28 protein-coding genes are annotated in these 25,426 nt (G+C 43.8%); 2 read left to right on the top strand and 26 right to left on the bottom strand.

The features are described from left to right. Nucleotides 1-29: 29 nt before the first annotated feature. From QEP08_RS01940 to QEP08_RS02010, 15 genes are all read right to left on the bottom strand, one after another. The gene (locus QEP08_RS01940; protein ID WP_285055122.1) at nucleotides 30-1,892 is read right to left on the bottom strand and encodes a hypothetical protein; all 1,863 of its coding nucleotides are present in this window, start codon (nucleotides 1,890-1,892) and stop codon (nucleotides 30-32) included. Next, nucleotides 1,889-3,889, bottom strand: coding sequence for a sialate O-acetylesterase (locus QEP08_RS01945; RefSeq protein ID WP_285055124.1), 2,001 nt, complete (start codon nucleotides 3,887-3,889; stop codon nucleotides 1,889-1,891). The genes QEP08_RS01940 and QEP08_RS01945 overlap by 4 nt, the downstream gene beginning before the upstream one ends. After that, nucleotides 3,882-5,762 carry a hypothetical protein gene (locus tag QEP08_RS01950; RefSeq protein WP_285055126.1) on the bottom strand — a complete coding sequence of 627 codons (1,881 nt, stop codon included), beginning with the start codon at nucleotides 5,760-5,762 and terminating at the stop codon, nucleotides 3,882-3,884. The genes QEP08_RS01945 and QEP08_RS01950 overlap by 8 nt, the downstream gene beginning before the upstream one ends. Nucleotides 5,763-5,768: 6 nt before the next feature. Further along, complete coding sequence (locus QEP08_RS01955) at nucleotides 5,769-6,281, bottom strand: hypothetical protein (protein ID WP_285055127.1); 513 nt, start codon at nucleotides 6,279-6,281, stop codon at nucleotides 5,769-5,771. Beyond that, nucleotides 6,278-7,102 (bottom strand): hypothetical protein, encoded by an 825-nt coding sequence (locus tag QEP08_RS01960; RefSeq protein ID WP_285055128.1) that lies wholly within the window; start codon nucleotides 7,100-7,102, stop codon nucleotides 6,278-6,280. The genes QEP08_RS01955 and QEP08_RS01960 overlap by 4 nt, the downstream gene beginning before the upstream one ends. Beyond that, entirely contained in the window at nucleotides 7,099-7,632 is a 534-nt protein-coding gene (locus QEP08_RS01965; RefSeq protein ID WP_285055130.1) for a hypothetical protein, read from the bottom strand. The genes QEP08_RS01960 and QEP08_RS01965 overlap by 4 nt, the downstream gene beginning before the upstream one ends. Then, a complete protein-coding gene (locus QEP08_RS01970; protein ID WP_285055132.1) occupies nucleotides 7,629-7,817 on the bottom strand; it encodes a hypothetical protein in 189 nt (62 codons plus the stop codon). The genes QEP08_RS01965 and QEP08_RS01970 overlap by 4 nt, the downstream gene beginning before the upstream one ends. Nucleotides 7,818-7,823: 6 nt before the next feature. After that, nucleotides 7,824-8,123 carry a hypothetical protein gene (locus QEP08_RS01975; protein ID WP_285055133.1) on the bottom strand — a complete coding sequence of 100 codons (300 nt, stop codon included), beginning with the start codon at nucleotides 8,121-8,123 and terminating at the stop codon, nucleotides 7,824-7,826. After that, nucleotides 8,123-8,641 carry a hypothetical protein gene (locus QEP08_RS01980; RefSeq protein WP_285055135.1) on the bottom strand — a complete coding sequence of 173 codons (519 nt, stop codon included), beginning with the start codon at nucleotides 8,639-8,641 and terminating at the stop codon, nucleotides 8,123-8,125. The genes QEP08_RS01975 and QEP08_RS01980 overlap by 1 nt, the downstream gene beginning before the upstream one ends. Next, nucleotides 8,638-9,618: a DUF6712 family protein gene (locus QEP08_RS01985; protein ID WP_285055137.1), complete on the bottom strand. Its 981-nt coding sequence runs from the start codon at nucleotides 9,616-9,618 to the stop codon at nucleotides 8,638-8,640. The genes QEP08_RS01980 and QEP08_RS01985 overlap by 4 nt, the downstream gene beginning before the upstream one ends. Then, nucleotides 9,605-10,990 carry a hypothetical protein gene (locus QEP08_RS01990; protein ID WP_285055139.1) on the bottom strand — a complete coding sequence of 462 codons (1,386 nt, stop codon included), beginning with the start codon at nucleotides 10,988-10,990 and terminating at the stop codon, nucleotides 9,605-9,607. Before QEP08_RS01990 ends, QEP08_RS01985 begins: the two co-directional genes overlap by 14 nt. After that, entirely contained in the window at nucleotides 10,987-11,286 is a 300-nt protein-coding gene (locus tag QEP08_RS01995) for a hypothetical protein (RefSeq protein ID WP_285055140.1), read from the bottom strand. The genes QEP08_RS01990 and QEP08_RS01995 overlap by 4 nt, the downstream gene beginning before the upstream one ends. 295 nt (nucleotides 11,287-11,581) lie before the next feature. Next, nucleotides 11,582-13,243, bottom strand: coding sequence for a hypothetical protein (locus tag QEP08_RS02000; protein ID WP_285055142.1), 1,662 nt, complete (start codon nucleotides 13,241-13,243; stop codon nucleotides 11,582-11,584). Further along, nucleotides 13,218-13,883 carry a hypothetical protein gene (locus QEP08_RS02005; RefSeq protein ID WP_285055144.1) on the bottom strand — a complete coding sequence of 222 codons (666 nt, stop codon included), beginning with the start codon at nucleotides 13,881-13,883 and terminating at the stop codon, nucleotides 13,218-13,220. Before QEP08_RS02005 ends, QEP08_RS02000 begins: the two co-directional genes overlap by 26 nt. Continuing rightward, a complete protein-coding gene (locus QEP08_RS02010) occupies nucleotides 13,870-14,544 on the bottom strand; it encodes a hypothetical protein (protein WP_285055146.1) in 675 nt (224 codons plus the stop codon). The genes QEP08_RS02005 and QEP08_RS02010 overlap by 14 nt, the downstream gene beginning before the upstream one ends. Nucleotides 14,545-14,620: 76 nt before the next feature. Here QEP08_RS02010 and QEP08_RS02015 point away from each other — a divergent pair, with 76 nt between their 5' ends. Further along, nucleotides 14,621-15,298 (top strand): hypothetical protein, encoded by a 678-nt coding sequence (locus QEP08_RS02015; protein WP_285055147.1) that lies wholly within the window; start codon nucleotides 14,621-14,623, stop codon nucleotides 15,296-15,298. A gap of 48 nt (nucleotides 15,299-15,346) precedes the next feature. Here the strand turns inward: QEP08_RS02015 and QEP08_RS02020 are convergent, their stop codons facing one another. From QEP08_RS02020 to QEP08_RS02055, 8 genes are all read right to left on the bottom strand, one after another. Continuing rightward, nucleotides 15,347-15,553 carry a hypothetical protein gene (locus QEP08_RS02020; RefSeq protein WP_285055148.1) on the bottom strand — a complete coding sequence of 69 codons (207 nt, stop codon included), beginning with the start codon at nucleotides 15,551-15,553 and terminating at the stop codon, nucleotides 15,347-15,349. Between the two features lie 12 nt (nucleotides 15,554-15,565). Then, nucleotides 15,566-16,123: a hypothetical protein gene (locus tag QEP08_RS02025; RefSeq protein WP_285055149.1), complete on the bottom strand. Its 558-nt coding sequence runs from the start codon at nucleotides 16,121-16,123 to the stop codon at nucleotides 15,566-15,568. A gap of 3 nt (nucleotides 16,124-16,126) precedes the next feature. After that, nucleotides 16,127-16,450, bottom strand: a complete 324-nt coding sequence (locus QEP08_RS02030) for a hypothetical protein (protein ID WP_285055151.1) — start codon at nucleotides 16,448-16,450, stop codon at nucleotides 16,127-16,129. A gap of 53 nt (nucleotides 16,451-16,503) precedes the next feature. Then, nucleotides 16,504-17,733 (bottom strand): hypothetical protein, encoded by a 1,230-nt coding sequence (locus QEP08_RS02035; RefSeq protein ID WP_285055153.1) that lies wholly within the window; start codon nucleotides 17,731-17,733, stop codon nucleotides 16,504-16,506. A 13-nt stretch (nucleotides 17,734-17,746) separates the two neighbouring features. Continuing rightward, nucleotides 17,747-18,850 (bottom strand): Clp protease ClpP, encoded by a 1,104-nt coding sequence (locus QEP08_RS02040; RefSeq protein WP_285055155.1) that lies wholly within the window; start codon nucleotides 18,848-18,850, stop codon nucleotides 17,747-17,749. A 71-nt stretch (nucleotides 18,851-18,921) separates the two neighbouring features. After that, nucleotides 18,922-19,356: a hypothetical protein gene (locus tag QEP08_RS02045; protein WP_285055156.1), complete on the bottom strand. Its 435-nt coding sequence runs from the start codon at nucleotides 19,354-19,356 to the stop codon at nucleotides 18,922-18,924. Continuing rightward, nucleotides 19,334-19,762, bottom strand: coding sequence for a hypothetical protein (locus tag QEP08_RS02050; RefSeq protein WP_285055158.1), 429 nt, complete (start codon nucleotides 19,760-19,762; stop codon nucleotides 19,334-19,336). Before QEP08_RS02050 ends, QEP08_RS02045 begins: the two co-directional genes overlap by 23 nt. Before the next feature lie 3 nt (nucleotides 19,763-19,765). Beyond that, a complete protein-coding gene (locus QEP08_RS02055; protein WP_285055160.1) occupies nucleotides 19,766-20,278 on the bottom strand; it encodes a hypothetical protein in 513 nt (170 codons plus the stop codon). Between the two features lie 15 nt (nucleotides 20,279-20,293). Between QEP08_RS02055 and QEP08_RS02060 the strand changes: the two genes are divergently transcribed. Further along, on the top strand, nucleotides 20,294-20,695 hold the full coding sequence (locus QEP08_RS02060) for a hypothetical protein (protein ID WP_285055162.1): 402 nt from the start codon (nucleotides 20,294-20,296) through the stop codon (nucleotides 20,693-20,695). A gap of 1,029 nt (nucleotides 20,696-21,724) precedes the next feature. Here QEP08_RS02060 and QEP08_RS02065 read toward each other — a convergent pair. The 3 genes from QEP08_RS02065 to QEP08_RS02075 are packed head-to-tail and all read right to left on the bottom strand — an operon-like array spanning nucleotide 21,725 to nucleotide 25,375. After that, a complete protein-coding gene (locus QEP08_RS02065; RefSeq protein WP_285055164.1) occupies nucleotides 21,725-22,192 on the bottom strand; it encodes a hypothetical protein in 468 nt (155 codons plus the stop codon). Then, the gene (locus tag QEP08_RS02070; protein WP_285055166.1) at nucleotides 22,189-22,404 is read right to left on the bottom strand and encodes a hypothetical protein; all 216 of its coding nucleotides are present in this window, start codon (nucleotides 22,402-22,404) and stop codon (nucleotides 22,189-22,191) included. Before QEP08_RS02070 ends, QEP08_RS02065 begins: the two co-directional genes overlap by 4 nt. Nucleotides 22,405-22,420: 16 nt before the next feature. Then, nucleotides 22,421-25,375, bottom strand: coding sequence for a BT4734/BF3469 family protein (locus QEP08_RS02075; protein WP_285055167.1), 2,955 nt, complete (start codon nucleotides 25,373-25,375; stop codon nucleotides 22,421-22,423). Between the last annotated feature and the right edge of the window lie 51 nt (nucleotides 25,376-25,426).

Consider the following 25,426-nt stretch of genomic DNA (forward strand, 5'->3'; position numbering starts at 1 on the left):
CGTTTACCCGCCCGCATGGGAAAGGACAGCTAAAAGATCACCCAAACCGGACTAGGGTCATAACCAGTGCTCGCCACAGGAATGACATACACGTATCCGGGACCGGACAGGAACGGATATTTACGTCCCTGGTACACCAGGGATGAAGGAGTGAGGCCATATACCCTAAACTCAGTTCCCGAATAATAGCCATCACCCGCATTGGTCTGGTACATAAAGCCGATATCACCACCAACCCCGTTTTTATCCGTGGGGACTTTTATAGTGGTGCTGTCGAATGTTTCTTCACTGTCTACATACCGCATTAGCTTAAACTCTGTGATAAAATCCCTCTCCGGATCGAAATAAACTTTATAGGTCATCGTGCCTTTCTGCGCTAAGATATCCGGTGTTTTCTGTATGGTTACCGCGGTATCAGCGGATATGGCTACCGTTTTCGCTTCAATGATGGTTTCAATGAGTTCTGTTCGGTTATTGGTATGGTTAAAACTGATCTGAGTAGGAATCGCTAAAATTTCGTTTCCTTCTGCAGAGCGGAAAAGGATCTTATGGTGCGGACGCATTTTACTCAATAGTCCGGGTGGAATGGATGCTTGTATTTTCACGGGCTTTCCGTCGTTCAGAAACCTGTAGAAGTCAGCGTCTGCCAAAGTTAATTCTACCGGCTCTGCTTCCGGAAACGTGCCGCCACCTGGTACATCGTACATTCCTTTGTAATAAAGCAGCCTGAGCTGCCAGCTGGTCAATTCCACGCTGAGGTCAGTTCTCATCCGCTGCTGGCATAGTGGAAAGCTATACCCCGCCTCCTGAATGGTTGCACGCAGTGTGCCGATGTCCAGGTTTACCTGGGTTTCCCCGTCACCGATGTTCAGCGTGTATTCCGGGTTGAAATTTGGGACTTCACTTGTTCCCAGGTTCATGGCAGGGTCTGACTCATCTACCTTTAAAGTAACGCTGTATCCTTTTTTATCCGGCGAATCGATTTCCTTAATTCTATTTACGTAGGGCCTGATGTCGTGGTAAAACCTGCTCGAAAGAATGTCAGTTGCGCTTTCTATGTATACCTTTTTTGCCATCAGGTCCACATCGTAGTTGAGTTTAAGACGCTCACGAACCTGCTTTAAAAAGTCGCCGATAAACATATCAGGCATGTATCCGTTTGAGGGTTTTGATTTGTTTCCCAGGCCCGGAACCCTGGTGAACAGGCATAACCGGTTATAGTAATCGCTTTCAAAAAAGCTTCCTTCCGCTTCAAATCCTAATATCTTGAATACCTGTTTGATAATATAGGTAAGCCTGAAGAATGGGACAATAATATTGTTTTCTGTAAAGTCGCCGGAATCAAACTGCTCGGTTTCGATGTCCCAAGAGTTCATCACATTGTTCCACAATGGCCCTTCTTCAACTTCATGCCATGCGGGGTTAAACACGGGGAAATGAACAGCCGGGTAACTGAGCGGATTCAGTGCCGTTTGTTTCATGTAAGCCTCAATAGCAGGTGTACTGGTGATCGGAGTTTCAGCGTCCACAAAATATGCCTCAGAAAGTTTGACAGTTTTCATGTAGGCTGCAACAGCGCCCAGATTAACCTTTAAGGTAAACTGTATCTGGCCATCGGCAATCTTGTATCGGAGGTTTCCGGAATAAAAGGACTCGCCCTCATCATAAACCCTGATGTCCGTTAATTCATAAAAGCTATTTTTTGTTTCCACCAAATGCCCGTTCTGAATGAAAATCTTATTGTTTTCCGTCAGCGGGGCTTTAGACTGATAAGACACATCCTGCACCAGTTTGTCATTGTCGCTGATCAGCGGCAGGTTTCGCTCAACAGGGATTGTGGTGTTGGCGAATAAGTCCAGGGCGCGGCCGGAAGGGTTTACGATGCGGATCATAAGTCCTTAATAAGGTCAAACACCTGTTCTCCCAATGAGATTGAAGATGCTGCATTGAAATGGTAGGAGTCCAAAAGTGCGGCTGCACCCATATCAATAAAGAAACAGTACGGATCTTCAGAAGCTATTTTTACTTGCGCCGCTTTGACAACAGCAGAATATTGTGCTGAGACGGTACTTATGGAGCCATATATTACGGGCAGCTTCGGGTTGTCAACTATTCCCCTCACGTAAGCTATTACGTTTTTAAAATTCTGATAGTAGTCATCCTGAGCTGGTGAAGCATAGTCGCCCTCTCCCTGATGCCAGATAAACGCTTTAAATTCGAATGCCGAACTTGCGGCTTTTGCTGCCCGGATCTGTTGCTCTAAAGAATTCATCAATACAACCCCGGACGGGACCCGCTCAAAGTAAGCATCCCAATAGCCACCTCCGTTTGTACCGAATTCAGATATCGCACACCCGCCTCTGGTGCGTTTTACGACGTAAATGTCATCATTTAAATAATCCTGAAGCATTTGATAAACGACCATATCATACGCCCATAAGGTGCTTGCATTGCTGTCGGATCCTGGATTAACTCCCAATTTAAAATCAGCAAACGCCTGAGAACCCCTGTTCCACATTTTAACACCGGCTAAGGTCGGATCAGCTTGATTCAACCAAATTGGGGCATCCACCATAAGTACCCGTCCATCCGTATTGGATTGACCAGCTGCAATGATTCCATATTTCTTACCAGTAAGATCTGGTTTTGAGGCCTTACCTCTCAGGAATAAGTTCTGCGATTCATTATCAGAGGTTAGAAACGCAACATTTTCTGGCGCAGCTCCCTCCAATGCTGAAATGCGATTTTCATTTAATGAATTTCTAACGTAGTCCGCAAATATACCCGTACAGTCTTTAAGGGCTTGAGATTTATTTTTGGTTATAAGGATTAATGTATTCGGATCCTTTAGAACATCATCACCCCATCGGCAATAATATACCGGAATAATCTCTGCAGTAGTGCCAACAAAATCGGACTTTTTAACGTAACACGTTGTTGCATTTGTCGAGTCCAGTGTTATAGTCCTGGTGCCGGAACTGGCTATCAAGTGCGAATATCTGTTGACTGAACTTGAAGGATCATTGGTGTAGCTCAGGAGAATAGGTCCTGTCCATGTTATGGAGAGTCCGCCACTGATTGCGGTCACCACAAACCCGTAGTCCGGAGACCCGGCCCCGTTATCCATAATCATCAACTTGTTGCGCATTGGGGTTAGATCTGCAACATAGACAAACTGCGAATCATTCTGAAGTTGAGATGTTTTAGTGACTGGTGTCAATAGCCATTCAGGTTTAACTTTCTCTCCAACATCAAAGGAACTTGCCCCTTTTCTAATCTTTATATTTGGAAGATCAGTGTTATGGGCGTTTATCCCAAATTTAACAATTCCTACTGTGCTAGGGGCGGTGAGTATCCAATCAGCACCATCTGCGACAAGAACCGCACTTCCTTGATAGAATAACCTGGAGCCAGTAACGCTGAAGTAATGAGCAAAGCTACCCGCTGTATTGGTTTTGGTAGCTGAAGTCATCCCTTGTATAACAAACTTGTCACCGGGAGCGCAATCAATAAGGTTAGTATGATTTAACGTTGCTGATGCAGTTATTGCACTCGAATCAACAGCGCTAGACGCCCAATAACCTGTTGTCATAGCTGTGATTTTATCGGGGGGAACAGCAAACAAGTCTGTTTTTTTTGTAAGCTCAGAAAAATATTCTACCAGTTTGTTATCTGCATAATCCGTACCACTCCACCAATATGTTTTATAGGGAGCAGCTGCTCCAATTTCCACGAACTTGCCTTTACGGTACGACTCGCCTTCTACCATGGTATTTGGTATGGCTAAATTTGCGGCTGCAAGCGTAGGGTATGGCCCTCTTGAGTCATCAATGTTTCCAGGATTGGTTAGCTTGATCCGCTTTGCTTGCTCGTTAGGTGTGCTACTCATCGATTAAAGTGATTATAATGGTTTGCGGTAATGTATAAGCAACTGCCATTTGCATGACGTTAACTTCGTAGTTTAAATCATCTACGATCATGTCAGAAGCCTGGAATTCGGAGGTTACATCTTCGTCTGCTGTGATGTTGTAAGCGGTGGCCAGTTTTTTACCCGGAGGCGTGGCCACGACAAAAATGCTATTGGTGCCGGTTACAAGTGGGAATCCATAAACGTCCGGACTCTGGCTGTTCGGCAATAAAAAAATATCGTCTTCATTGGCAGGCACAGTTGGGGCGAAGCCAAAATAGACAAGTCCGGTTAGATGTACCGGCGGCTCAGGTTCCCCTTCTATGTCACCCTCGGTGTAAGCATGGTCATCAAACAGGTATTCATACTCGAATTTCTGAGCATAGAGATTATTGCCGTCTTCCTGTTCCGGAATTGATTTCGAAGTCACCTTAATCGGAAGCAGTAGGTTATTGTACACCCGGTATTTTAATACCGAGGCAAAGAAATCCCGGTTAAAGATCAGTTCCGTCTTATTTTTTACAAACCCGGTGGTGACACTGAATTTTGTGGCAATGCTGATATTAAAAACCAGTGATTCGCCTTTTGAAATTTGTTGAGGATTATGGTCGCTCTTTTCCGCTTCTGCCTGAACCAGTTCCAGTTCCGTACTGCTTTTGCCGTAGAACATTCTGGAATCAAATGTTCCCCAGCTGGACCAGTTTAAAAAGTAACGATAGAATTGCCTGTAGTCGTAGTCAAGTATCCAGAATCTGCTCTCTGAAATAACAGCTGCCGCATCGTTTACCAGCCAAACTTCATATTTTTTTACAGTAAGGGTGGGATGATCTTCCGGATCAAAAATATGATCAAATCTGATATCAAAACCATATTTCCGATTCAGTAAGAAGCTAACGCCCTCATAAAGGTCAATTGTAGATGCAGTGCCATTTGTAAACCAGAATTTGCATTTCATTGTTGCCGTCACATTCGCCCTGGTGTTAAAGAAATACAGATACTGTGGCTGGTCCGTCCGGGTGTGCTGTTCAACATATCCCTGTTTTAAGAACCTGTCTGATTCGACCGCACCAGGAGCAAGCAGTTCCGCTAAATCTTTAGTGGCCTGACCTATAGTAGAAAGCCCGCCGTGCAATACTGTAAACTCAGATGATTTGTGCAGTTTCTGGATCATCGGCACATCTCCAAATATTTCCGCATACTCGAAATAATACCGCCTGCAGCTTTTTTTACACTGCAGAGGATCTTCGCCAGGGATGTCCGGCATCTGCTCCCTGATCGCTGCCATCATATAATCGTGCAGCTTGTCGTTGAGCACAGCCTCTGCGGTTCCTTCGTCACCAATTAAAACGGTAAGCTCCGTTTCATAGATGTTTTCCCACGCAAGGTTCGCCGCGTTTTCGCAGTATAGTATAAATTTTACCTGCAAGTTGGGTTTGATTTCCTCTTTTACTCCCGGTGTAATGTTATAGGTGTCGATGTTAAATGAAATCCCTTTTTTTCTGGCGATCAGCTGAATACCGTCGACGGCTGAGGCAATAATAAAATCATTCTGAAGGATATAGTTGCCGCGCAAAAGCTCTGCCTGGTATTCATTGTTAAATGGTCCGGATGAAGAAGCTCTGCTTTCCAGCTGGGTGCCGGAATCATCAGGGGTGTTCGATACAGTGATGGTAACCTGCTTGCCGCCGTATATAAGCGTCCACGACATCCCTACGGATAGTTCCTCATCCAGATAAATCTTATTCACTGCGTTGTTACCGGCATCGGATACCGCGTCAGGAATGGTAAATGCCGCCCTTATGCGGTCGCCGCTAAATGCAAATGCAGGAGGGGGAGTGGTAAGGGCTATGGACATCGGACATTAAATAATATCCCGCCAAATTGTCGAATTTACCTGGTAGCCAAAAGGACAGCCAAACTGGAAATAAACGACATATCCATGCCAATCATCGCACATTGGTCCAACTTTTTCATATGGGATATCATTGATCCTGAAATCAACTTTTCTATCCGGATTGATCAGTTGTTTTTTGCCGTCCCGGTTTATCCGTCCCAGGGTGTCAATGATAATCTGCATGCACTCATCCCGGGTCTGGGCAATACTTTTGCTGTTGGTTTTGCGGGACAAAATGAAAAACCCGCCGTCGATATCCTGGTGAAAACTTTCAGAGGCATTATCCTGAAACGACCCGTTGTCAGCAATAAGGAGCATGAAATATTCGCACCGGGCGTTTCTCAACTTATCGTCAAACTCATCAAGATTGTTCGGATCATCTACGTAAGCGAATGCATCGATGCCATTCAGTGTATGGTTAATCTGGGTGTTTGCGATAGCCAGATTTTTAAAATAGTCTATATACTGCTGCTCTCTCATTTCCTGCTGTTTTTTAGGTTCTCCAATGCCTTGATCTCATCTGACAAATGATCCAGGAATAAATAAAGCGGGGTGGTAGCCGTTTCATTGAAGCTGCCGAACTTTCCGCCAGCAACCACCTTAATCACGCCCTCCATATCATTCAGGCTATTGCTACCCGTACCTGATCCGGATATAAAGATTGTCGGGTATTTACCCACTACATGCGCCCTGCACCCTTCATAATTAAATAGTATCATCTTGCGGGTGGTCTCATTTAACCGGGCCATCACCGGCGCACGTTTCTGCACCCCAAGTTCAGTAAGCACTTCCCTGGGATCATTATCCGGATGTACCTTGCCTTTTGGTCGGTATAGCGTTGCAATCAGCATATCCAGCGCGGCTTCTGCGGCTTCACCTTTAGTGGCTTGATAGGCGTTGTAATAAAGTTCAGATGCCCTAAATTCTTTAATGGTTGATGTACCCAGCCCGCTAGTGGGGCCAATGTGTTTTTTAAACCTGCTTGTGATTTCAGGGATGAGCCATTTGGTCAGTTTGTTGCCTTCGCCCAGAAAAGTAAGCGTATCAATCAGCTGTATCTTCTGCGCAGAATTCAGGCTGAAAAACAATTTTTTGCTGATCTTATAGAAGTGGATTGCCGCAATCATCAGCGCCTGTTCACCGCTGATGTTCCGCTCGCAGATCCTTTGCCAAACAGCCAGCTGCTCTGCGCTTACCTCATTCCATTTGGCAGGCGCAATATATGCCTGATCATTGATCCGAACAGTAGTCCATCTGTCCGTATCTAGCTCTTTAGCGGTATTTGCGTTAGCCCTGCTCATTTAGTTTTGCGCAGAATAAAATAAACCAAACCTGTAAACCCGATCAGAACACACACTGACCAAACCCAATCAGGTATAATTGGCTCTTTGACCTTATGGTCAGAAGTATCTTTAGAGCTGAAACTTGCGGAGTCTTTTTGCCTCTCGTTTTTCGACTTTCCAAGGTTCTCGGATACGCTCTTGAAAAACTCTAATGTGGCCGCATTCCATCCTTTACCAAACTGCTGATCTGAAAGTTTCTTATACTGAGCAAGTAGTTCCAGATATGACTCCTTCATTTCATTCGTTGCCCCAGACAAGTCCGGCGTGGGACCAGGTTGCCACGGGGTTAAAGGGCTTTTATCAATGCCCGGAATAGTAAGCTTCCAGTGCTCTGTACTCGTTCTTTTTGAAGTGTCCACCTCATTAGATAAGAGTTCCGAACTTCTGCTATGGGTTTGCTGGCTTTCAGTTTTTGTGTGGTCTATCTTACGAAATAGCCCGCAACCACTGATCAGTACAACAATAAGAGGTATGAGTATTTTTTTCATGGCTTAAGTTTTTCAAGGGTAAGAGTTGCTTTTTTCATCTGCTGTGCGGCAGATTGTAAGCTGTCGACACTTGTAAGAAAGCGCATTCCAGGACTTTGCTCCTTTACGAATGATCTATGCTTTTTTGTTGGTGTACCTCCTGAGAACAGCACAATAACAGCTAAGGAGAATAATGTCTTTTTCATCTTAATTTATTTAGGTTTGTTTTTGGAAAGACTGTCCACCTTTTGAGATACCTCAATAACTTTTGTTGCTGCAGTTACCACGGTATCAGCGGCATTTTCCATTTTATCTCTAGTTGGTCTCAGGTAGTCAATCATTTTTTCATACAGCTTCGCCTGAAGCTCATTCTTTTCACGTTCTGACCGGTAGTATAAAACAAACAGAGTAATGATTGCTGACATCTGTAAAGCAAACAGGAAGGTAATAAACCCTGTCCGCAAGCCTTTGGTAATTCCCCAAGTGGTAAGTTCTTTTTCGTTTGCGTCCATTATTTTTTAATCCTTGGATAGATGTAACCATAAACGTTTAATCCGGTAGGGGTAAAGCTTCGGGTGATGGTCCTGAGCTTTCGAGCTACACAGTTGCCTTCCCTGCTGCCCGAAGCGTTAGTATTGCCCTCAATGGTTCCCATCGTATTGCTTTTAAAGTCCACCCACTCAACCATAAATTCATGACCTGCCGGACCGTGCCCCAAAAGGCAGACGCATACAGCACCTGGTTCCGGGATCAAGCCCGTTTCAAAAACGCCGCCCGCTTTTACATTGTCGAATGTTTGCTTTGCGCTCCCGTTAAATTGCGCGTTGACCGCTTGAAGCAAGTTGCCGGTAAATAGTTTGCGGAAAACCATTTTGATAAAAAATGCACACCATGGCGCACCCTTGTACCATCCTGCAGCCGTAAGTTCTTTTTCAAACTTCGGATCATGGAAGCCGGAATTTTTGCTCTTCTCGGTCCTGCCAATGTACCAGGCAGTAAAGACTATAAAATTTGTGACAATTGTGCTCATAAAAATGCATATACATTAGGTGCGCTGCCGTCATTCATATCAAAATCTTCCGGCACGGCATAGTCTGGGAAATCTGCTTTATTGGCTACAAGCCACTTTGTGATTGTTGCAAGCTCGGTCTTGCCGTCACAGAGGTATCCGCTTCTGGCAGTCATTAGCTGTTTTTCCTGAGCAGGGTTTCTGTTCTCTACGTTGCCGGAAATACCACCCACGGTTTCACTAAGCTCATAAGCTCCCGATTCATCTACAGATACAGGCAGATAGACAAGGGCTTTAGCCATGGTGAAAAATGCTACTGCTGGCTGCAGCTTAGTGATCAGTGCTTTTTGTTTGGCATTGCCGGTACTTGTTAAGACAAATCCTCTCAGCATATCCATAAGTACAGACCCAATTAAAGGTTCTATATGATCACTCTCAACTTTGCGCTGATAGATCCTTAGTGCCTGGTAAAACCGGGATGATGAACCGATGTTGACTCCGGCAAACTGAAAATCATATGCGGTATTGATCAATAGTGACCTGTTGGCAATGTGGTTTACGGAATTCTTGTATTCGGTGAAGTCATTAATATTGGATTCCAGAAAATTAACAGCTGCTTCAAGCGCGTTAAAGGCATCAAACAAGCTCTTCCTTTTTAGGATCATCAGTTTTTTATCTGATGCAGGGGCGCTGTTGCTGCTTTTAATTACGCTGATGCCAGCGCTGTTAATTTGAACGGCGCCAAAATCCGCATAGGCTCCGACCATGAAATTAACGGCAGCTTTTTGAAGCAGGAGCAATACCCGTTTCCCTTTGCTTCCGTCTGCATAGCCGCCTTTTCCTGCCACAATCACATCAAACTGCTCCTGACCGATAGCCGGAACAAGATGTTTTAAAATGGCGTCATCAATGAATGACTGTACATTTTGCAAATCAATGTTTGCGGCGACGGCACTGTTGTGCAGTTTTACTTCGGCAGGATTATCAAGCAGCGACATTCTCGTTTGAGTTTACAGGGTTAGGAACTACAGCAGTTTTGTGGGATTTATCCAGGGTTTCCAGTTCCACTTCCAGAACCACGAAGCGCAAACCCGGATGGGTTTTATCCCATCCGTTATATTCTGCCACAAAGTATAGCGGCTCTAAAATGACATCCCGGTAGGGTTGAAGCAAAGCAACCAGAATATTAAATGCCACCCGCTTATCTGATCCGCTACCGGCGTCTTTCCCCCGCCCTGGTCCGTTACCTACAATGGTCGGATCAAGGTCAAGACATTGAAGCATGTATTGAACCGCTTCCTGGCTGTCTTCCAGGTATTGCCCATCTTTCAGAATATTGTCAATCGGAATAATTTTAAAAGCTGGGATCTCTTTGCCCAAATCATCAAATCCGATCTCGCTAAGAATGGTTGCTCCTGCGTTGTCTATGCCTGTCAGCTTATCGTTAATTTCCTTAACGACTTCTTTTTTCTTGGCTTTCTTTTCAGCAGGAGTCAGTTTAGCCCAATCATCGAAACGCTGTGCCCAATAGGTAACAGGTATGGTCAGAATGTATTTTGCAGACAATACCTTTTCCATCAAAGTTTTTTTCCATTTCGGTATTTTAGCTTTGATGTCGCACCATTCTGAAAACAGATACTGCGTCCATGGTGCTAGTGGGTAATACGCCTGACCAGGTGACGGATAATTTGCAGGATAAACCGCCCGTTTGTCTTTTGATTCCCTGAAATCCTCCACCATTGAATGTGAATATGGATCGAGTACAGGGTAGGTCATCACCTTTGTATCATCATCGGCCTTCGCATCAGGCCATTGTGCAGATACGTAGCAGGTGTCAATATCACCGTCATCATTCTGTAGTCCCCATCTGCACCACGCGGCGTCATGAGTTCCCAGATAAGCGATTTTATCTTCGGATTTATCCTTAATGATGTCAGGGAATACATTATGGAACCAGGTAAAATCAACGCAAGCTTCCCGCCAATACCTCTTAAATTTTCTTCCCGCTAAAAATCCATTGATCGCTAGATCATTGATCCGCTGAGTATCATAGTCCTTTTTATCTTCGTTCCATACCAGCTGTACGGCAATAACCTCTCTGCCTTGCAACAAGCGCCCTTTTTTATCAAGTAAGGAAAGCAAGCCTAAATCTTTTAAAGCCCGTTCAATAACATCCTGCGGGAAATTATTGTCTTCGCCCCATGGAGCTACTAGTGTTGATCCGGATGTGTTTTTCTCCTTTGGTGACTTTGGCTTAATGGTCCCCGGCGTTGGCTCAAATTCACCGGCCATAGCGATGATAACACCGCTTTCAGTGATGGCCATGTTATCGCTGATAAATTCAGCTCCGGATTTGTTTTTTTTACTCATAACATGATTGGCCGTTTGTTGAACCTGGTAACTAAATAGGGACGAAATTTCAGAACCTGGTCACTGTCCACATCCCTCAGCAGCCGGGTATAATTCCGGTAGTGATTCGGGTTGCGTAGTGAGGACTTACTGCGCGGACCGCTGGCAATAACCGCCCGTTTTATGGTGATCTTTTTGCCTCCGGTGCCTTGCGTTTTACTGAAAGTGACAAAGGTGATCTCATTAGGGATCAGCTCACCGGCAGAGTCCCTGAGTTCCATTGTTTTCAGCATGTCCATGATCGAAATTGCATCCATTGTCCAAAAGTCCGTATACGCGCAGGCGTGCGAAAGGACAGGTAAACAGGGAAAGCGCTGCCAACACAATTCAGTGAAGTGAAATTTTTTGTAAAATTTTGGCTATTAGGGAGATAAATTTAAATTCTGAAAAAAATAGTGACAGTGACACAGAGTTGACCACGCCACGCACTATTCGACAGGGAAGGTCAGACGATCCTTTTTCCGGATATATGAAATGGGCTTTTTTTATTGATTTTAAGCCAAAAAGCCCCTCCGTAGGGCAGGAGGGGCTTTAGATAGGGAAAGTATATCTTTAGATGATAATGATGTCCATATCAGCAGGAGATCCGCCATACTCATGCTTGTTCATGCCTATGTATACGGTATCCAGCGCATCACTCTGATGCGGCGCTTCCTCCTGCGGGTAGTTGGTATTCTTTTCAGGTCGCTTGTCTTTCTCATATCCGTTCTTACCTGTGATCACTCCTGTACGCTGCACAGATACGATCACACTTTGGGCATTCTCCTGATTGAACCTGCACGGCACGAACCTTGGATCTTTCTCAGTGAATACCACCTGCCACATCCGGTATCTGGTCTCATGCCTTGGCTGCTGTCCTATGTATATCCTGTTCACCTGCCAGCCTCTTAGTATCCAAATACCCGTGACGATATCAGCAATGTTTTGGGTCCTGGTACTGTCCGTATGCAGCGAGGTATGGTCATAGTAGTAGTTGATCACCTTATGTGGATGTGGTGCGTAATAGTCAGCAGCAGCCTCTACCACATCATGCACCCTTAATGGCGCTTTAACGTACATAGACTTAAGCACCTTCATTGCCCTCCCTTTACCTGTGTGCGGGTCAGCCCCGTGCTGCGATATAATCAGGCTGTTAATACTTGCATTATGGTCCATACCTATGCTAAGGGGCTGATCTTTATCAATATCGCTATCTTTACGGCAATCGTTGAGTACTCCGGCAGGTAAATGCAGACCCAGACTATCGATGTAAGTGTAGTCAATAGCATTGTAGGTGTGCGCCTCCTGGTCGAACAGACCATAAAAACCGTTCTCCAAGTGAACTAATCGCCGGTTCAGAATCGATGCCTGGAATACCGGCCACATCATTTCCCTGCGCCATTGTTTGATCTGATCAATACCCAAAATAGGCAGGTTATCTTTCCAGCTTCCTTCGTGGTAGTATACCAGGCCACGGCGCAATTGGTTCATCAAACCTGCGTACTTATCCATCAGACGTTTCAAGTAAACCTTGCGGTTTTCAGCCGTCCCTGGCGTCTCAAACTCAAACTTTAACTTGTTCCATTCCAGCTGCAGAAGCATGGCCTTATTGCACTTAACGGTGTCCATTTGCTCCTGCTTTTCGAAAATCCATGCGCCTTGCGGGCTGGTCGGCATATCGGTATACATAGTGATCATGTGGTGTTCGGCCAGATGTCCAAAATGTTCACCGTTACCCCTGTTGGTAGGGGCAACATCATCCACATACCGCTTATGGTTTAAAAACCGTACCTCATCGGCTGCGATTGCATCCAGGTTCTTACCGTTTGCAAGTCCCGGCTTATCCTGGGAAATAAAATGAAAAACGTGGCCATTCCACCAGGTGATTGAGTGTTCAGGATGTAATACCGGATAAAGAGCAGAAGGGATTTTTAGATGCCTTTCCGGGAAACGTCGAAACCAGTAATGTACTCCCTCATAATAGCCAAATTTCTCCCAGGCTTTAAGTAGTGGGGGCACCGTACGGTCCAGGAGCTGCATGTAGGTGGTGCCAAGTAATCCTGTGGCCCCGCGAGGCATCAGATTTGCTGCCCTGATCGTTCGCAAGGCAAACGGCCCTTGCGTTTTACCCCAGGCACGCGGACAAACTCCGTATTCCTCCTTTGCTCCGATCAGGTAGGCTATTTTCTGGCCTCTGTGAAGCCATATCTTATTCTGCCGTTTCGTCTGATTCATAATCGATATCTACAGCATCATCCATGATCTTATTGACCGTTTTCTGTTTGAAATCCCTTTCAAGCTCTCTGACCATCTCCGCAAAGTTTTCAATAACCGGAAATGGCGTTTCCAGCTCGGACGGATGATTGACAATGAGAAATTCAGAAGGGACAAGGTGTTCAGGATTGATCGTTTCCGGATCTACGCGTTTATAGCCGGAAATCTCGTTTACTTCCTTAAAAAATGCATGGGCCGACTTATAGTCCCCGGTTGCTTTTGCCTCCCACATCAGTTCATCACCAATGGCAATACGCTGACCACGGCCGATTTCTTTATCTTCCCTGGTCTCGGTATTGGCAAAAAACCGTTTTGTCATATCGATGTCGATGTATGCCTGGCGGTGCGAGACTTTGAAACGCTCGACAATCCATTCACATAGCTCTTTATATCGATAAGGAACGGTGTATTCATAATCTTTTCCCCTGATCTGTTTTTTCACAGGCTTGCGGGCTGTCATCTGCCTGTCGATCTCGGTTATCCGGGTATAGATTTCACTATCGCTTGCAGACAGTTTGTCCAGCTCGTGAGCAATGAATGCTTTATAAATCCGGTCAAGTGGCGTTTCTTCGCCAATCTGGTTGACTTTAATCACGCTCATAAGCCAATTCTTCTTTTAGTTGGGCAATACGCTGCAGGTTGGTGGTGATCAGCAGCTTTGTTTTTTCTTTGTCCCGGCAATGAGGGTTTTCCAAACGTTTCTCCGCTTTCCAGTTGCTGGTATAGAGTGCGTCCAGTTCCTGTTTTGGCGTTTTAACCGTTTCAACTGTTTTGGACACAATTGGAAAGTGGTTGTGCTCGTCAAAAAAATCCAGCAGATCGTAAATGCCGGTGATCTTATCCTGTAGGGTTGAAAGTGATGCAGCTGTCTTTAGTAATATGCGCTGATCAGTTGAAACGTCAAGCAGTACCATGTTCCGCTGAAAATGGTTGTAGTGCTGCTTCAATGTCGCCTTCAAACTCAGGTAACGCTGCATATCTTTTGGATTTGCGATGTTCACCGGCGTTTCCTGATCACCTGTGATTTGGTGATCAGGAAGGGCTTCATCTATAGAAATATTAGGGGCATCGAAGGAAACAGGAGCAGGTTGTGCTGGGGCGAGGTCTATGAGCTCTGCCGCCAGCTTTTTGACGTTATATTGCGTGGCGCCTTGTTCATGTAATATCTTTTTGAAAAAGCTATTGGTGCCATACTTCCCGTACAGCGCCGATCCGGCGTTAAAATCCCGATCACTATTTAGCCACGCATTGATCTCCTGCATGGCGCAAATTGCTCATAACAGGGAAAGTCAGAAAGGACAGGGAAAGTACTTATATTGCATAAAAATTAGTTTAATTATGCCTGTTGATATCGACTCTATTCAATCTTGGACTGCTATAATTTCAACCATTGTAGCTTGTCTGACCGGATTTTTTATCGTCCAAACTTTTAAACTTCAAGCGAAGACAATGGTTGATCAATCTATCGCGTTGGAAAAACAGAGTAAACTGATCGCTCTTCAAATGGACAGTATTTACAAGGAAAAATATCCAGTTTTTAGAGCGATGCAGACACAGCGTGTTGACAATGGATACATAGTTTTTAGTTTAGAATGTGAACTCATAAAGGGGGATGTGCATTCTTACCATAGTAATATCATCGGTAACAATGAAGCTTTCATAGAGCTATTTGAATTTGAAAAATATACTAGCCAAATTATTAGAGGGTTTGTCGAGGGAACAAAAATTATAATTAAATATCGGGGTCATCAAGACGCGATTAAGGAATTTCTGAAAGTAGGGAAAGATTCCGACTTACGGTTTTCCGTCAACTTTTATTACTCGGATATCGTAGGAACCTTTTACCAACAGGAGATAGGTGTGATATATAACCGGGATCCTTTTGTGTATCCCGCAATTATGCCGGGACGTACACACTTGATTGACAAACGGTACCACAAAAAAAAGGTTGACAGGTCGTTTTATCCAAAAATAGAAGAAACAAATGTGGTCATTACCGACAAATTCAACGTTTAAAAAAAAGCCTCCCAATCCTGAGAGGCTTTAACCAAATATAAAACTAAACTATGAAACTCTCTTTTTTCGCTTCACTCCTGCAGGCTGGATCTTTACAAGGTAACGGGTTCCCGCATTGAATAAAGCTTCTGCCTGCTCTAATGTTGCTTTTCTAAAGTCCAGGTCACCGATCTTGCTGTGAAGCAGTGGAGAATCAGTATTGACCACTTTAAATTTTCCAACCAGCTCAGGACTCAATTCAAATTTCGGCTTCATGATTCCTGATGGTTAAGGTGCAACTTCGGGAAGATCCCCTTCGTAAACGTACCAAGGTGTAAAATCGTAAGCTTTCAGGGTCAGTTTATAACCAACTTCACCACCTGGTCCTGTACCTAATCCGCCAGGGATATCCTGCATTTTCAATGTCATCTCTTTCGATCCGACCTGAATAAAACCTGTGGTTTGACTCGGCCTACGAATGAACAAAATCCCTCTGAAATTTTTCAGGGAAACAATTCCACCGATGGCGTCTGCTTCAACCTGTGGAACAAATAACTCAATATCTGTTTCCATGATTTTCGAACCAACTTCACCGGCCAGTTTAAATGCCAATCCCGATTTCTCGTACATTGGCTGACATGGGATGCCATAGGTTCCATCCTTTAATATGTGATCAGTGGTGATAGTCACAATACTTGCAGCTGTGGTTCCAACAGCTGAAGGCAGCGCTTCTGTCTCTATGCTGTTACGCCAGAACAGGTATGCCTGCTCTTTTATCCCTGATGGGTTTTCGAGGCCGTCCTGAACTTCGAATTTCAGACCGGCGATACCGCTATAATTTCTCATACCTTAATCCTCCACCCGTTTTACAGCCCCTGAACTGTTTTTTACCAGTTCAGCCAAAACTTTTTTATTTTTGGGATCAACCAAATCTTCTTTGGTATATCCGTCCACACCGAATAAAACCTCGTACTCACTTTTATCAAGCTTTCCGATGAATTTTTTAGGCAATTGAGCCTCATACTTGCCAACTTTCGCCAGGGCATCTTCTGCGATTTCCTCGGCATCAGTTTTGCCTTTTAATGCAAGTGTCAAAGCGGCCTGAACATCTTTCAATTGCAGTTCCTGTGCATCGAATGCGGCTTGCGCTTCCTCTAAAGTTTTAAATTTCATTTGAAAATATATAATGGTCCGGAAGTAATCCGGACCGTTTTACAATCGGTTAATTAATCAGCATCAGTCATTGTGATTTCACTACCATCCTGATAGTTGAAACCCATTACACCACTCATACCCATTTTCACGCTATACACGTCCTGGATAACGTTGAAGGATTCCATATCGCTGAGAAGGTCAGTTCCCATTTCAAAGTTTTCCTTTGGTCCAGAGAAGATCACATTGGATTTCGACATCCAGGTAGCAGGGACAATTAACCCCTTTTTATTTGTACCAGCCAGGTACATGTTACCACTGCCATCGTTCTCAGTGTATTTGCCGACTTTGGTTTCAAAATCGTCATACAGCTCTTCTGTTTTAGTGGTAGGGGAATAGATCACCACACCTAGATTTTTCCTTGCATCTGAATGTGCGCGGAATACTTTTTTGTAAAGATCGTAAGCCGACAAACTGCCAGCAGCAATCACCTTAGTGATATCACCGCTTGTCCTTCCTGCGAACAGCTGAGTACCCAGGCCAAGGCAAATAGCCAGAGCATTGGACTCAGTCCATTTTTCCGGGTTGGTGGCAGGAGACTGACCGGCTGTAGTAGTCGCTTTCGCGGTGAAATACTGCACCTCTCCATTCAGAGTGAAGTAAACCCTTTGACCAGCGGTGTAAACACTGCCTGCATTGAATGCAGCAAACGCTGCTTTACCTACACCATAAAACCCTGTCTGATCATTCAGGATCGCAGCATCGTTTTCTAATACACGTTTCAGGGTGTATGCCTCAAAAGGAATCGATTTGTTGTTTGTTCCCTCGCCAGCACCACGCTCATAAGCAAAGTGAGATTTTCTATACAGCGATGGTGTAATCAGCAAATCGCGCTGGAAGGCTTCAACCGTCAAAAGACGCGGATTATAGTCCAAATCCCCAGCCATCGGGTTAAAGTTACCTGTTGCCGGTTTAGGTCCGCTTTTTATCGTTAATGAGGTACTTACGCTTACGTTTTTAATATTAGGTACGAGCGAAATATCTTTTGATATGTTCATTGCGTTGACCAGCTTCGGAATAATGCCCTTTCGAACTTTACCGATATAGGTTGCAATTTTAGTGATATCCGGGTTGATCACATCAGCGCGGAATACATTTTGCATCGGCTCTTTGTAGGTAGCGATTGCTACCCCCAAAAGACCAGCACCGCAGGCCAATCCGTATTGTGGTGGTAGGCCGAAGCAGGAGGCCAGTAAGCTTCCCATGATCAGGAAGGCAAAAATTAGTTTGAAGGTGTTTTTCATGACTTTATTGTGATTATGGGATAAGGTTAGTTACTCTGTTAATTTCTGCGACTTCACGATCCTGTACAGAAAGTTCTTCTTTGCCTGTTACCAGATCGCCAGTGGTATTATCCACTTTTTCGGTTTTAGGAGCTGTCGCAGGAACGATAGGTTCGCCTAATTTTTTGGCCTGTTCATCGATAACTTTTTGAAGGTCTAAGATCTTTTGATCTTTTTCCTTTACCGATGTATCCAAGTCGGAAACTTTTTGCTCCAACCCATCCACCTTGTCAGCTTTTGTGATGGTTTCCTGCAGATCAGCATCATACACTAGGGTAATACCGGGTATGCCTTCTGATTCCAATTCCTGATTTGCCTCAACCAGCAGTTCAGCTGTGCGGTCATTTACTGCCACTTTACCAAGTGCAGTAAGCTTTGGTAATTTGTTTCCAATGCTAATTAGTGCCATATTTTCATTATTAAGTTGTGCGGGGTTTGTTTGATTTCCGTTCTTAGGTGCCCAAAACGCAGCGATCTTGTCAAGCGTCTGATTCTGCACGTTCTCAGGAATTGGCTGAATGTCATACTCTTCAATGACAAATAATCCGAGCGCTGCACCTTCAGTTGCGGTGAGCCAGTGATCTTTGCCGTCAAACCATTTGTTTTTTACCTCATCCATGGTCATCCCGGTAGCGTCGCAGATTACGTCCATCAGTACGTCATCATGCTTGTCAAGAATGTCAGCCTGTTCTCTCAGTTCGCCTGAATTTCCCCAGGTGATTGTTGAGGCTTTATGGAACATGGTCAGTGAGGCTTTTGCGGCGTGGCGGCGTTCTTTTTTAACAGCAGCCATCAATATTATTGCCATCATTGAACAGCAAATTCCATCATTCCAAATGTGAATTTCCTTTTTTGATGCCTTAATGATGTTAACCATCAGCAATCCCTCGTGAACATCGCCACCGGGACCGCATAAGTGAATATTGATAATAGGAAAATCGCTGACAAGCGACATTTGATACTGCAGGTTTCTGGCATTAACAGCGCTGTCGCTGTACCAGTAATCGCCGACAATGCCATACAGAAAAATATCTGCTGATCTTTTGCCTTCGTTCCTTACAATGAAAATTTTATTCATACCTGAGATGTTGGGTTCCTGTAATCAAGAACCCAAAACTCAGCATATGCGCGCAGGCGCCAAAGGACAGGCTAATCCGTAATTATTGCGGGAAAACTCTGATCGATTTCAAAGCTATACCTGATCCCGTTTTCAGTGGCGTACCTGGCGCCGGTAGATCCTGATGAGGTAATGGTTACCGGCGCCCCAGGTGCCCCGATAATATAGGTGCGGTTGTTCATGTCTTTAACCCTCATAATACTGGTTTGACCAATATACGGCTTCATCAGCGCGGTCACCTCATCCCGCATTCTGTGAAAAAATAAATCACCCCGATAGCCGTAAATGATGCCGTTATCACTATCCTTTTCTGTAGGATCTATGTGTCCGGTTTCTTCTTTTGACAAGATCTCTTTAAAGATTTTTCCCGGCACGAGTGTAAGCGGGTTCAATTTTATAACGTTGTAATGTTCGATAAGCTCGACGGATTTCACCCCGCCAATATTATCGCCTTGATAATCTTCCATATTCTATGTATTTATTAATAAATTCAATTGTATCCGGATGTCCATAGATAGCTCCGGTAGCTGTATTTACGAGGATTTTTTTAACCTCAACATCTCTATAGTTCCGTTTATCTTTCGCCCATTTTTGACGTATCCTTTTCTTTTTGCTCACTGGAAATCGATATTGCTTGCTTTCATATGCTTTGTCAATCCAGCGAGAGGGTACAAGTTTACCCACCAGCTCAGGTTTGATGCCCAGCGCATGTAACATCGCGGCGCTCGCATGCTCATGGTCTTCCATAAAATTGCAATCAGTATTTGACATTTTTATTGGCGTGAAATCGATGTTTAAAGCCTCATCTATTATTACCTCCGGCGCGGATCTTCCGCTCCAAAGAACCGGACTCTGGTATCTGTGCTTATCCATAACTTAAAATATAAGCTCCATTTGCGGCTCGTACCGTTTCTCTACCCTAAGATGCTCTTCCAACCTGATCCGTTCGCGGTAGTACCACCGCTTTAAATTATCAAAGGGCAGCTCATCTTCCCATATGCCGTAGAACTCCCGGAAACGGTTAATGTTGTAGTCAACCACATGATCATTGTTTTCGCCTGGCGATTGGCAGAACCTGAACATATCTTCCCGCATCATGTTGTCGATGCTTTCATTAAACCTGATGATCTTCTCTCTGCTCAGGTAAAGGCCGCGCGATTCCTGGTATTTATCTCCGATGTATACTTTATAGCCAAAGTACTTTTTATCATCAATTAGCCTTTGATTCGGTTTTACGACACCGGGATCGGCTTTTTTATGTTTCTCCAACATCAGGAACAAGAGCATGGGGATGGTGCCAATGTCAGAAATAGCCATTTCGGGACCAAACTGGACCGTAAGATATTTTTTAATGTGGGCCTTAACAGGCAAAAGAATTCTAGCGCTCATCTGAAAACAGTTTAAATGGCGCAGTTGGTAGGAAATATGTTTGTTTGGGCTGATGTAAATATAATAAAATTGTTAGGATTTAAAAAGAGAAATACAAATTCTATTTTACGTATGCTAAAAATCTTAGTAATTTTGTCTCCCTTTAAAATATTTGTTATGCCCAAAAAATATCACTTCCGGAAAATGCACTTCATTTGCACAGACAATCGGGTCATAGAACCAGAACATGAATTTGTTCCGGCATTTCAGTACCGGAAATATGCAGAGACAATTCGTGTGCAACAACAACCAAGCGGAAGGTATGAATGGGAGGACAAGAACAAGCCCATTCCAAAGAAAACGGTTGAAGGATTTTATCTGGTGCATGAAAGCCTTTATGAAGAGATTCTCAAGGCTCATGATGCGGGTAAAAAATAATTTTTTTTTATTTTTCTGATTTCCCGCAACCTTATGTTTTTCATTGGATAGTCTGGATAGTTTGGATAATAAGTTGTAACTATCTGATTATCAAATATAATTTATATCCAGTGCTTTGAAAATAAGCCCAAAAACTATCCAACAGTATCCAGTGTGTCAGGACAAAGGACACCAAATAGCGATTTGTTGGATACTGTTGGATAGTGTTGGATAGTATGAGGCTGATTTTTGAAGGGTATTGGATAGTGTAAGTAGTTAGTAATTAAATAGATAATCTTATAAAACTTAATACTATCCAGACTATCCAATGCTTTATTCAAAAAATCTAAAAAAATCCGGCTGCATTTTTATTGCGCTGACTCAAAGGTGATTAACGAAAATATTGTAATGTCCATAAACAAGAAAAGCACCCGTTAAGGTGCTATTTAAATCGATTTTCATGTGATCAGGGTAAAATATAAATTCTCCCCTCACTTATTTTCTCCTTCAACCATTCGACATTGGTGTCGTCATCGATCCATAAAAATAACCATCCGGTATCTGTTAACTGGAAGTAGTGAAAGTGCATATGACGCTTCCCATCCAAGGTGAATGGAGTAAGGTCAGTTGCCCGCACGACGTCGAAGGATATAGTTTTTGTTTCCATTTATGTTATTGGTGTGTTTTTAAATATCAGGATATTCATCTTTATGGTCCATAATGCAATCCTTAGAACAATACACCTTGCCCTCAAAATCATGCTCGGGCTTGGCATATCTGTTAAGACAATAGCTGCACACTATTTTTGGTTCGACCCTTATATTCTCCCATTTTAGCTTTAGAAAGAAAAATAGCGTAATTGACAATCGCCATACAGCACCTTCATTTTCTCTATCCAGATAAAGGTTTATGTAAAAAAAAGTTTTACTATAGCTAGTTGTTATAATTCGTGATATGGAATAACCAACTGTCAGAAACTCAATTCCGTAACCGTAAAAGGCATTTGCGGTCACTTTAAATAACGAAAAACTAAGTCCGGAAAATTTTGATTTATTTTTCATCTGTCTTTAGGCTTAGTGCTACTTCCTTGTAATATGGGGTGACGCTGATATCTACATAAAATTCGGGGTCTGGCTCATACAATCTTTCACCATCATTGCCTCTACCATAGTAGTATCCGCCTCTGTATAGGTTTATCACGTATGAGCTTCGGTTACCTGGAAGTTTCGAGTACATATACCCTCGTTCAAACATTTCCGGCTCAGGGTATCGGATGGTACCATTTAGAAATGCATCGAGTGACGTAATCAATTCAAGGTGAGGATATGGGTTATTACTCCAAGGGATGGCTATAAGGTCAAAGTCCCGATTTAGGCTGCCATGTATTACCAGGTTATAGCCCAACTCTTTTGCGATCTCCTGCATTTTTGGAAAGCATACAGCGTAAAATTGTGGCTTAGGTTTGTTAGGTTTATCGGGAATGTTATGTTTTAGGGTTTCTTCCTTTGTGGGTTTCATGAGTTTCCTCCTTCCTTTGATTTGCCAATTCTGATGCAGTGCTCAACTGTAGACACACTGACATCATATTTACCCGCAATCCATTTTTTTGAGCGTGTTTTGGGCTTACCCGCTTTACACATTACCGTATAATCGTGGTAAATATTTTCTTTGGTTTGAACAGATACCTTTGCGTTTTTGGCTCTTTTTGGTATCCCTAAAAATTCTCTCATGTTCATATAAATAAATTTAAAATGGTGTTTCCTCATCATTACCCTCAGTACTGATCCCTGCAGGTTCTTTTTTAATTTCCGGTTTGGTTTCCAAGCTCATTGTGGATTGAACTGCCTCCGGTTGCTTTGCCTTTACCGGCTCATCATCCTCATATTTCAGTCCCATCGCAGCATACTTAATCCTTAGCTCTTCCGAGTTTGCAGCTCGCACCAGGTTGATACCAAGCTCAGTGTATTTGAATACAAAGCACCAGCGCTGACTGCCGCCGAAAAATTTCTTTTCCCTGTTTATAAAGCTTCTCGGATCGTTTTCCAGGTAATTGCGAAGTGTTGCCTCATCCAGTCCGGACGGGTCACGGCGTTTTTGCATTGCCTCGGCATAGCCTTGATATATATCCTGTATCCGGATATACAGTTTCGAGTCTTTAATGATAAAATCCCGGTCTTCAATTACCTGACCATCCCGGAAGAGCAGCTCTACAATGTTCCAGAATTTACCGATACTGTCACTGCCACGAAGAACAAAGAATTGTTCCATCAGCGTTTTACGGCATAGCTCTCTCAATTCAGAGATATTAAAAGGAAGTGTCTCCAAGTCCTTTAGGATGGTGCCAATAGCGCACACAGCTGCATAATTATTGATGAAACGATCATCTACCTCATGGTTGTTGACGGCAGTATACAACAGACTTTGTTCATCGCTAAAAGCTTTCTTGAAATTTTTGGCGATGTAATCTCGGTGCCTCAGCAAATAAACGGTAATTGCACTTAGCCCATCTCCTTCAAGTTCTTTAAGGGTTTCAAAGTTTTTGCGGGCCGCTTCTGTCTTTACCGGCTTGGTGGTGATCAGCAGAATAAACCGGCTGAACAGGGCTTCTTCAATAATTGGCATCTCCTGCCCGGACACGATCACCGCACTGTCGACCCGTGTACTTTCGGTCTGAAAGGTGTTGTCTTTTTTTCCGCGCTCATATCCGATCCTGTCGAAAAGGTTCTTTATTGATTCGATCACATTTGTTTTAACCGAGTTCTTGTATTCATCCAGCCATACCAGCCCATTGCTGAACTGCCCGCTTTTTCGCATAAAACCTACCACCGTACTTGCACCGCCCAGCATGAGCTGCTTCTGACCTAATCCGAAAAGCTTCATCATGCTTTCAATCATTGTACCCTTACCTGTTCCTTTTTGCCCGTATACGTTAAGCATCGGGAACCTGTCACCCATCACCCTGAATATGATATCTGAGAAAAGGGCCATCACATAAAAGCACAATGATATTTTCCCGATATCGCCATACACTTTGCAGTAAAGCGATGACCAGTCCTTAAACTGGATATCCCTGTCGACATATAAAAACCGTTTGTCGTTCACATAGGTGTCTTCCTTATTGATGAACATGGAAGAAAGGGCAGGGATAAAGAAGTTGAGCGGTTCCATTTCATCACCGTTCAGCTGGTAATGTTCGACAATTCCCATACTATCCGCCGGAACGAAAACTTTCAGGTGGCAGTCATACAATCCATTTGCCCAGGCATAAAAATTATACCGCCGGTTGTAGCCCAACTGCTTAACGAGTTCAGTTTTCCGCTCATCCCGCTGCAGCTTATCCTGCAACCGGCACAAGTCAGTATCAGTGCCTTTGAAAAGAAAATTTCCCTTTCTGGCAATACGTTTTTTGAAAGAAGCTGCACTTACAAAGTCATCGGTGTTCATTTGGATCGTTACATCCAGCCCGAAAATGTTTTTTATCTGGATCAGGCGGTACGCTTCCTCATCGCTGGTTTCCACGTGGTAAATGATGCGCATTTTAAAATTGGTGATTTCAAGCTTTTTGCCTTTATCAGATAAGGACCAGTATGTCCGGGTATTCTCATTATAATAAAACCCGTACACCGACATGTCATCTACCTGCTCTTCATTATCCAGCAGGTCCCGGTAGGTTACCTCATCTTTCTTCTCAGCAATGGTTTTAGGCAAATAGATCTGCAGCCCGTATTCCCTGGCAAGCGTGAAAAATTTATTGGGCGTGGTAAACTTTGTAGTAGCTACGGCATTGTCGAACTTTTCATCTGTTTTTTTCTGATCATACTCGCTATAAATTTTACTCACCCTGTGGAATAGTGACCGTCCATCTTCTTTGAAGGTTGCCAGGGAGAAAGCGATCAGCTGCCAGTCATCATATGCGCCGGTAAGATCCACCTGATCGCGCTCGGCCTGATCGACAACATAAGTAGCCCGCAAAAGATTTTTATTGTGCTGGAACTGTTCGCTCGGCTTTAGAGGTTTAACTTCACCTGCTTCTGACGTTTCTCCGGGATCGTTTTCTGTAGCCGGAGAATTATCGGCCTCTTTTGCCTCTACAACAGGCTCATCCTTTTTTACAGGATTATTGGTGATTTTGAAAGTTCTCGCTTTTTCATTGTAATATGCATCTGGATCATAACTAACGAAGCATGCTCTGGATACATCGTTGACACCTTTATCCAACACCAGGCTATATTTCTCTTTGTACAGGGATTCGATTCCGTGAAAGGCTTCCAAGTGTTCTTCCTGGCTGGCTTTAAAAACAACTTTATAGCCGGTGCCAGATGCAGAGGTGAAAAGGCATAGGGTATAGGGATCAGCTTCCAGATCTTTCCGGACCTGTTCAAATTCATCGATTAATCGCGGATTTACCAGCTCCGGCTCCTTTGCTTTGCTTTTTCTATAAGGGTCAAGATCGACACAGATCAAACCACTATGCTTTACAAGCTCATCATTGTGCCTTTTTTTAAACGTACCAGAGAATGTAAAGTAATCAAGCCCCCTTTTTCTCATGTCCTTAACAGCAGGGTCCGTTGCCTCCCGAAGTTTTTCTATTGCCTCCTTATACTTAATGCCTGTGATGGCGGTGACCGCTTCCTTAATTGTGATTTCGCTATGAGGCTTGGTTACTCTGATACCGCCTTTGTAAAATGAGAATTTTTGCATTTATGGTTTGTTTGATGTGGTGGCTTATTTGTGTTTTTCGAGAATAAGGAT

Origin of the sequence: Pedobacter ginsengisoli, from assembly GCF_030244015.1 — a bacterium.
GTDB lineage: Bacteria > Bacteroidota > Bacteroidia > Sphingobacteriales > Sphingobacteriaceae > Pedobacter > Pedobacter ginsengisoli.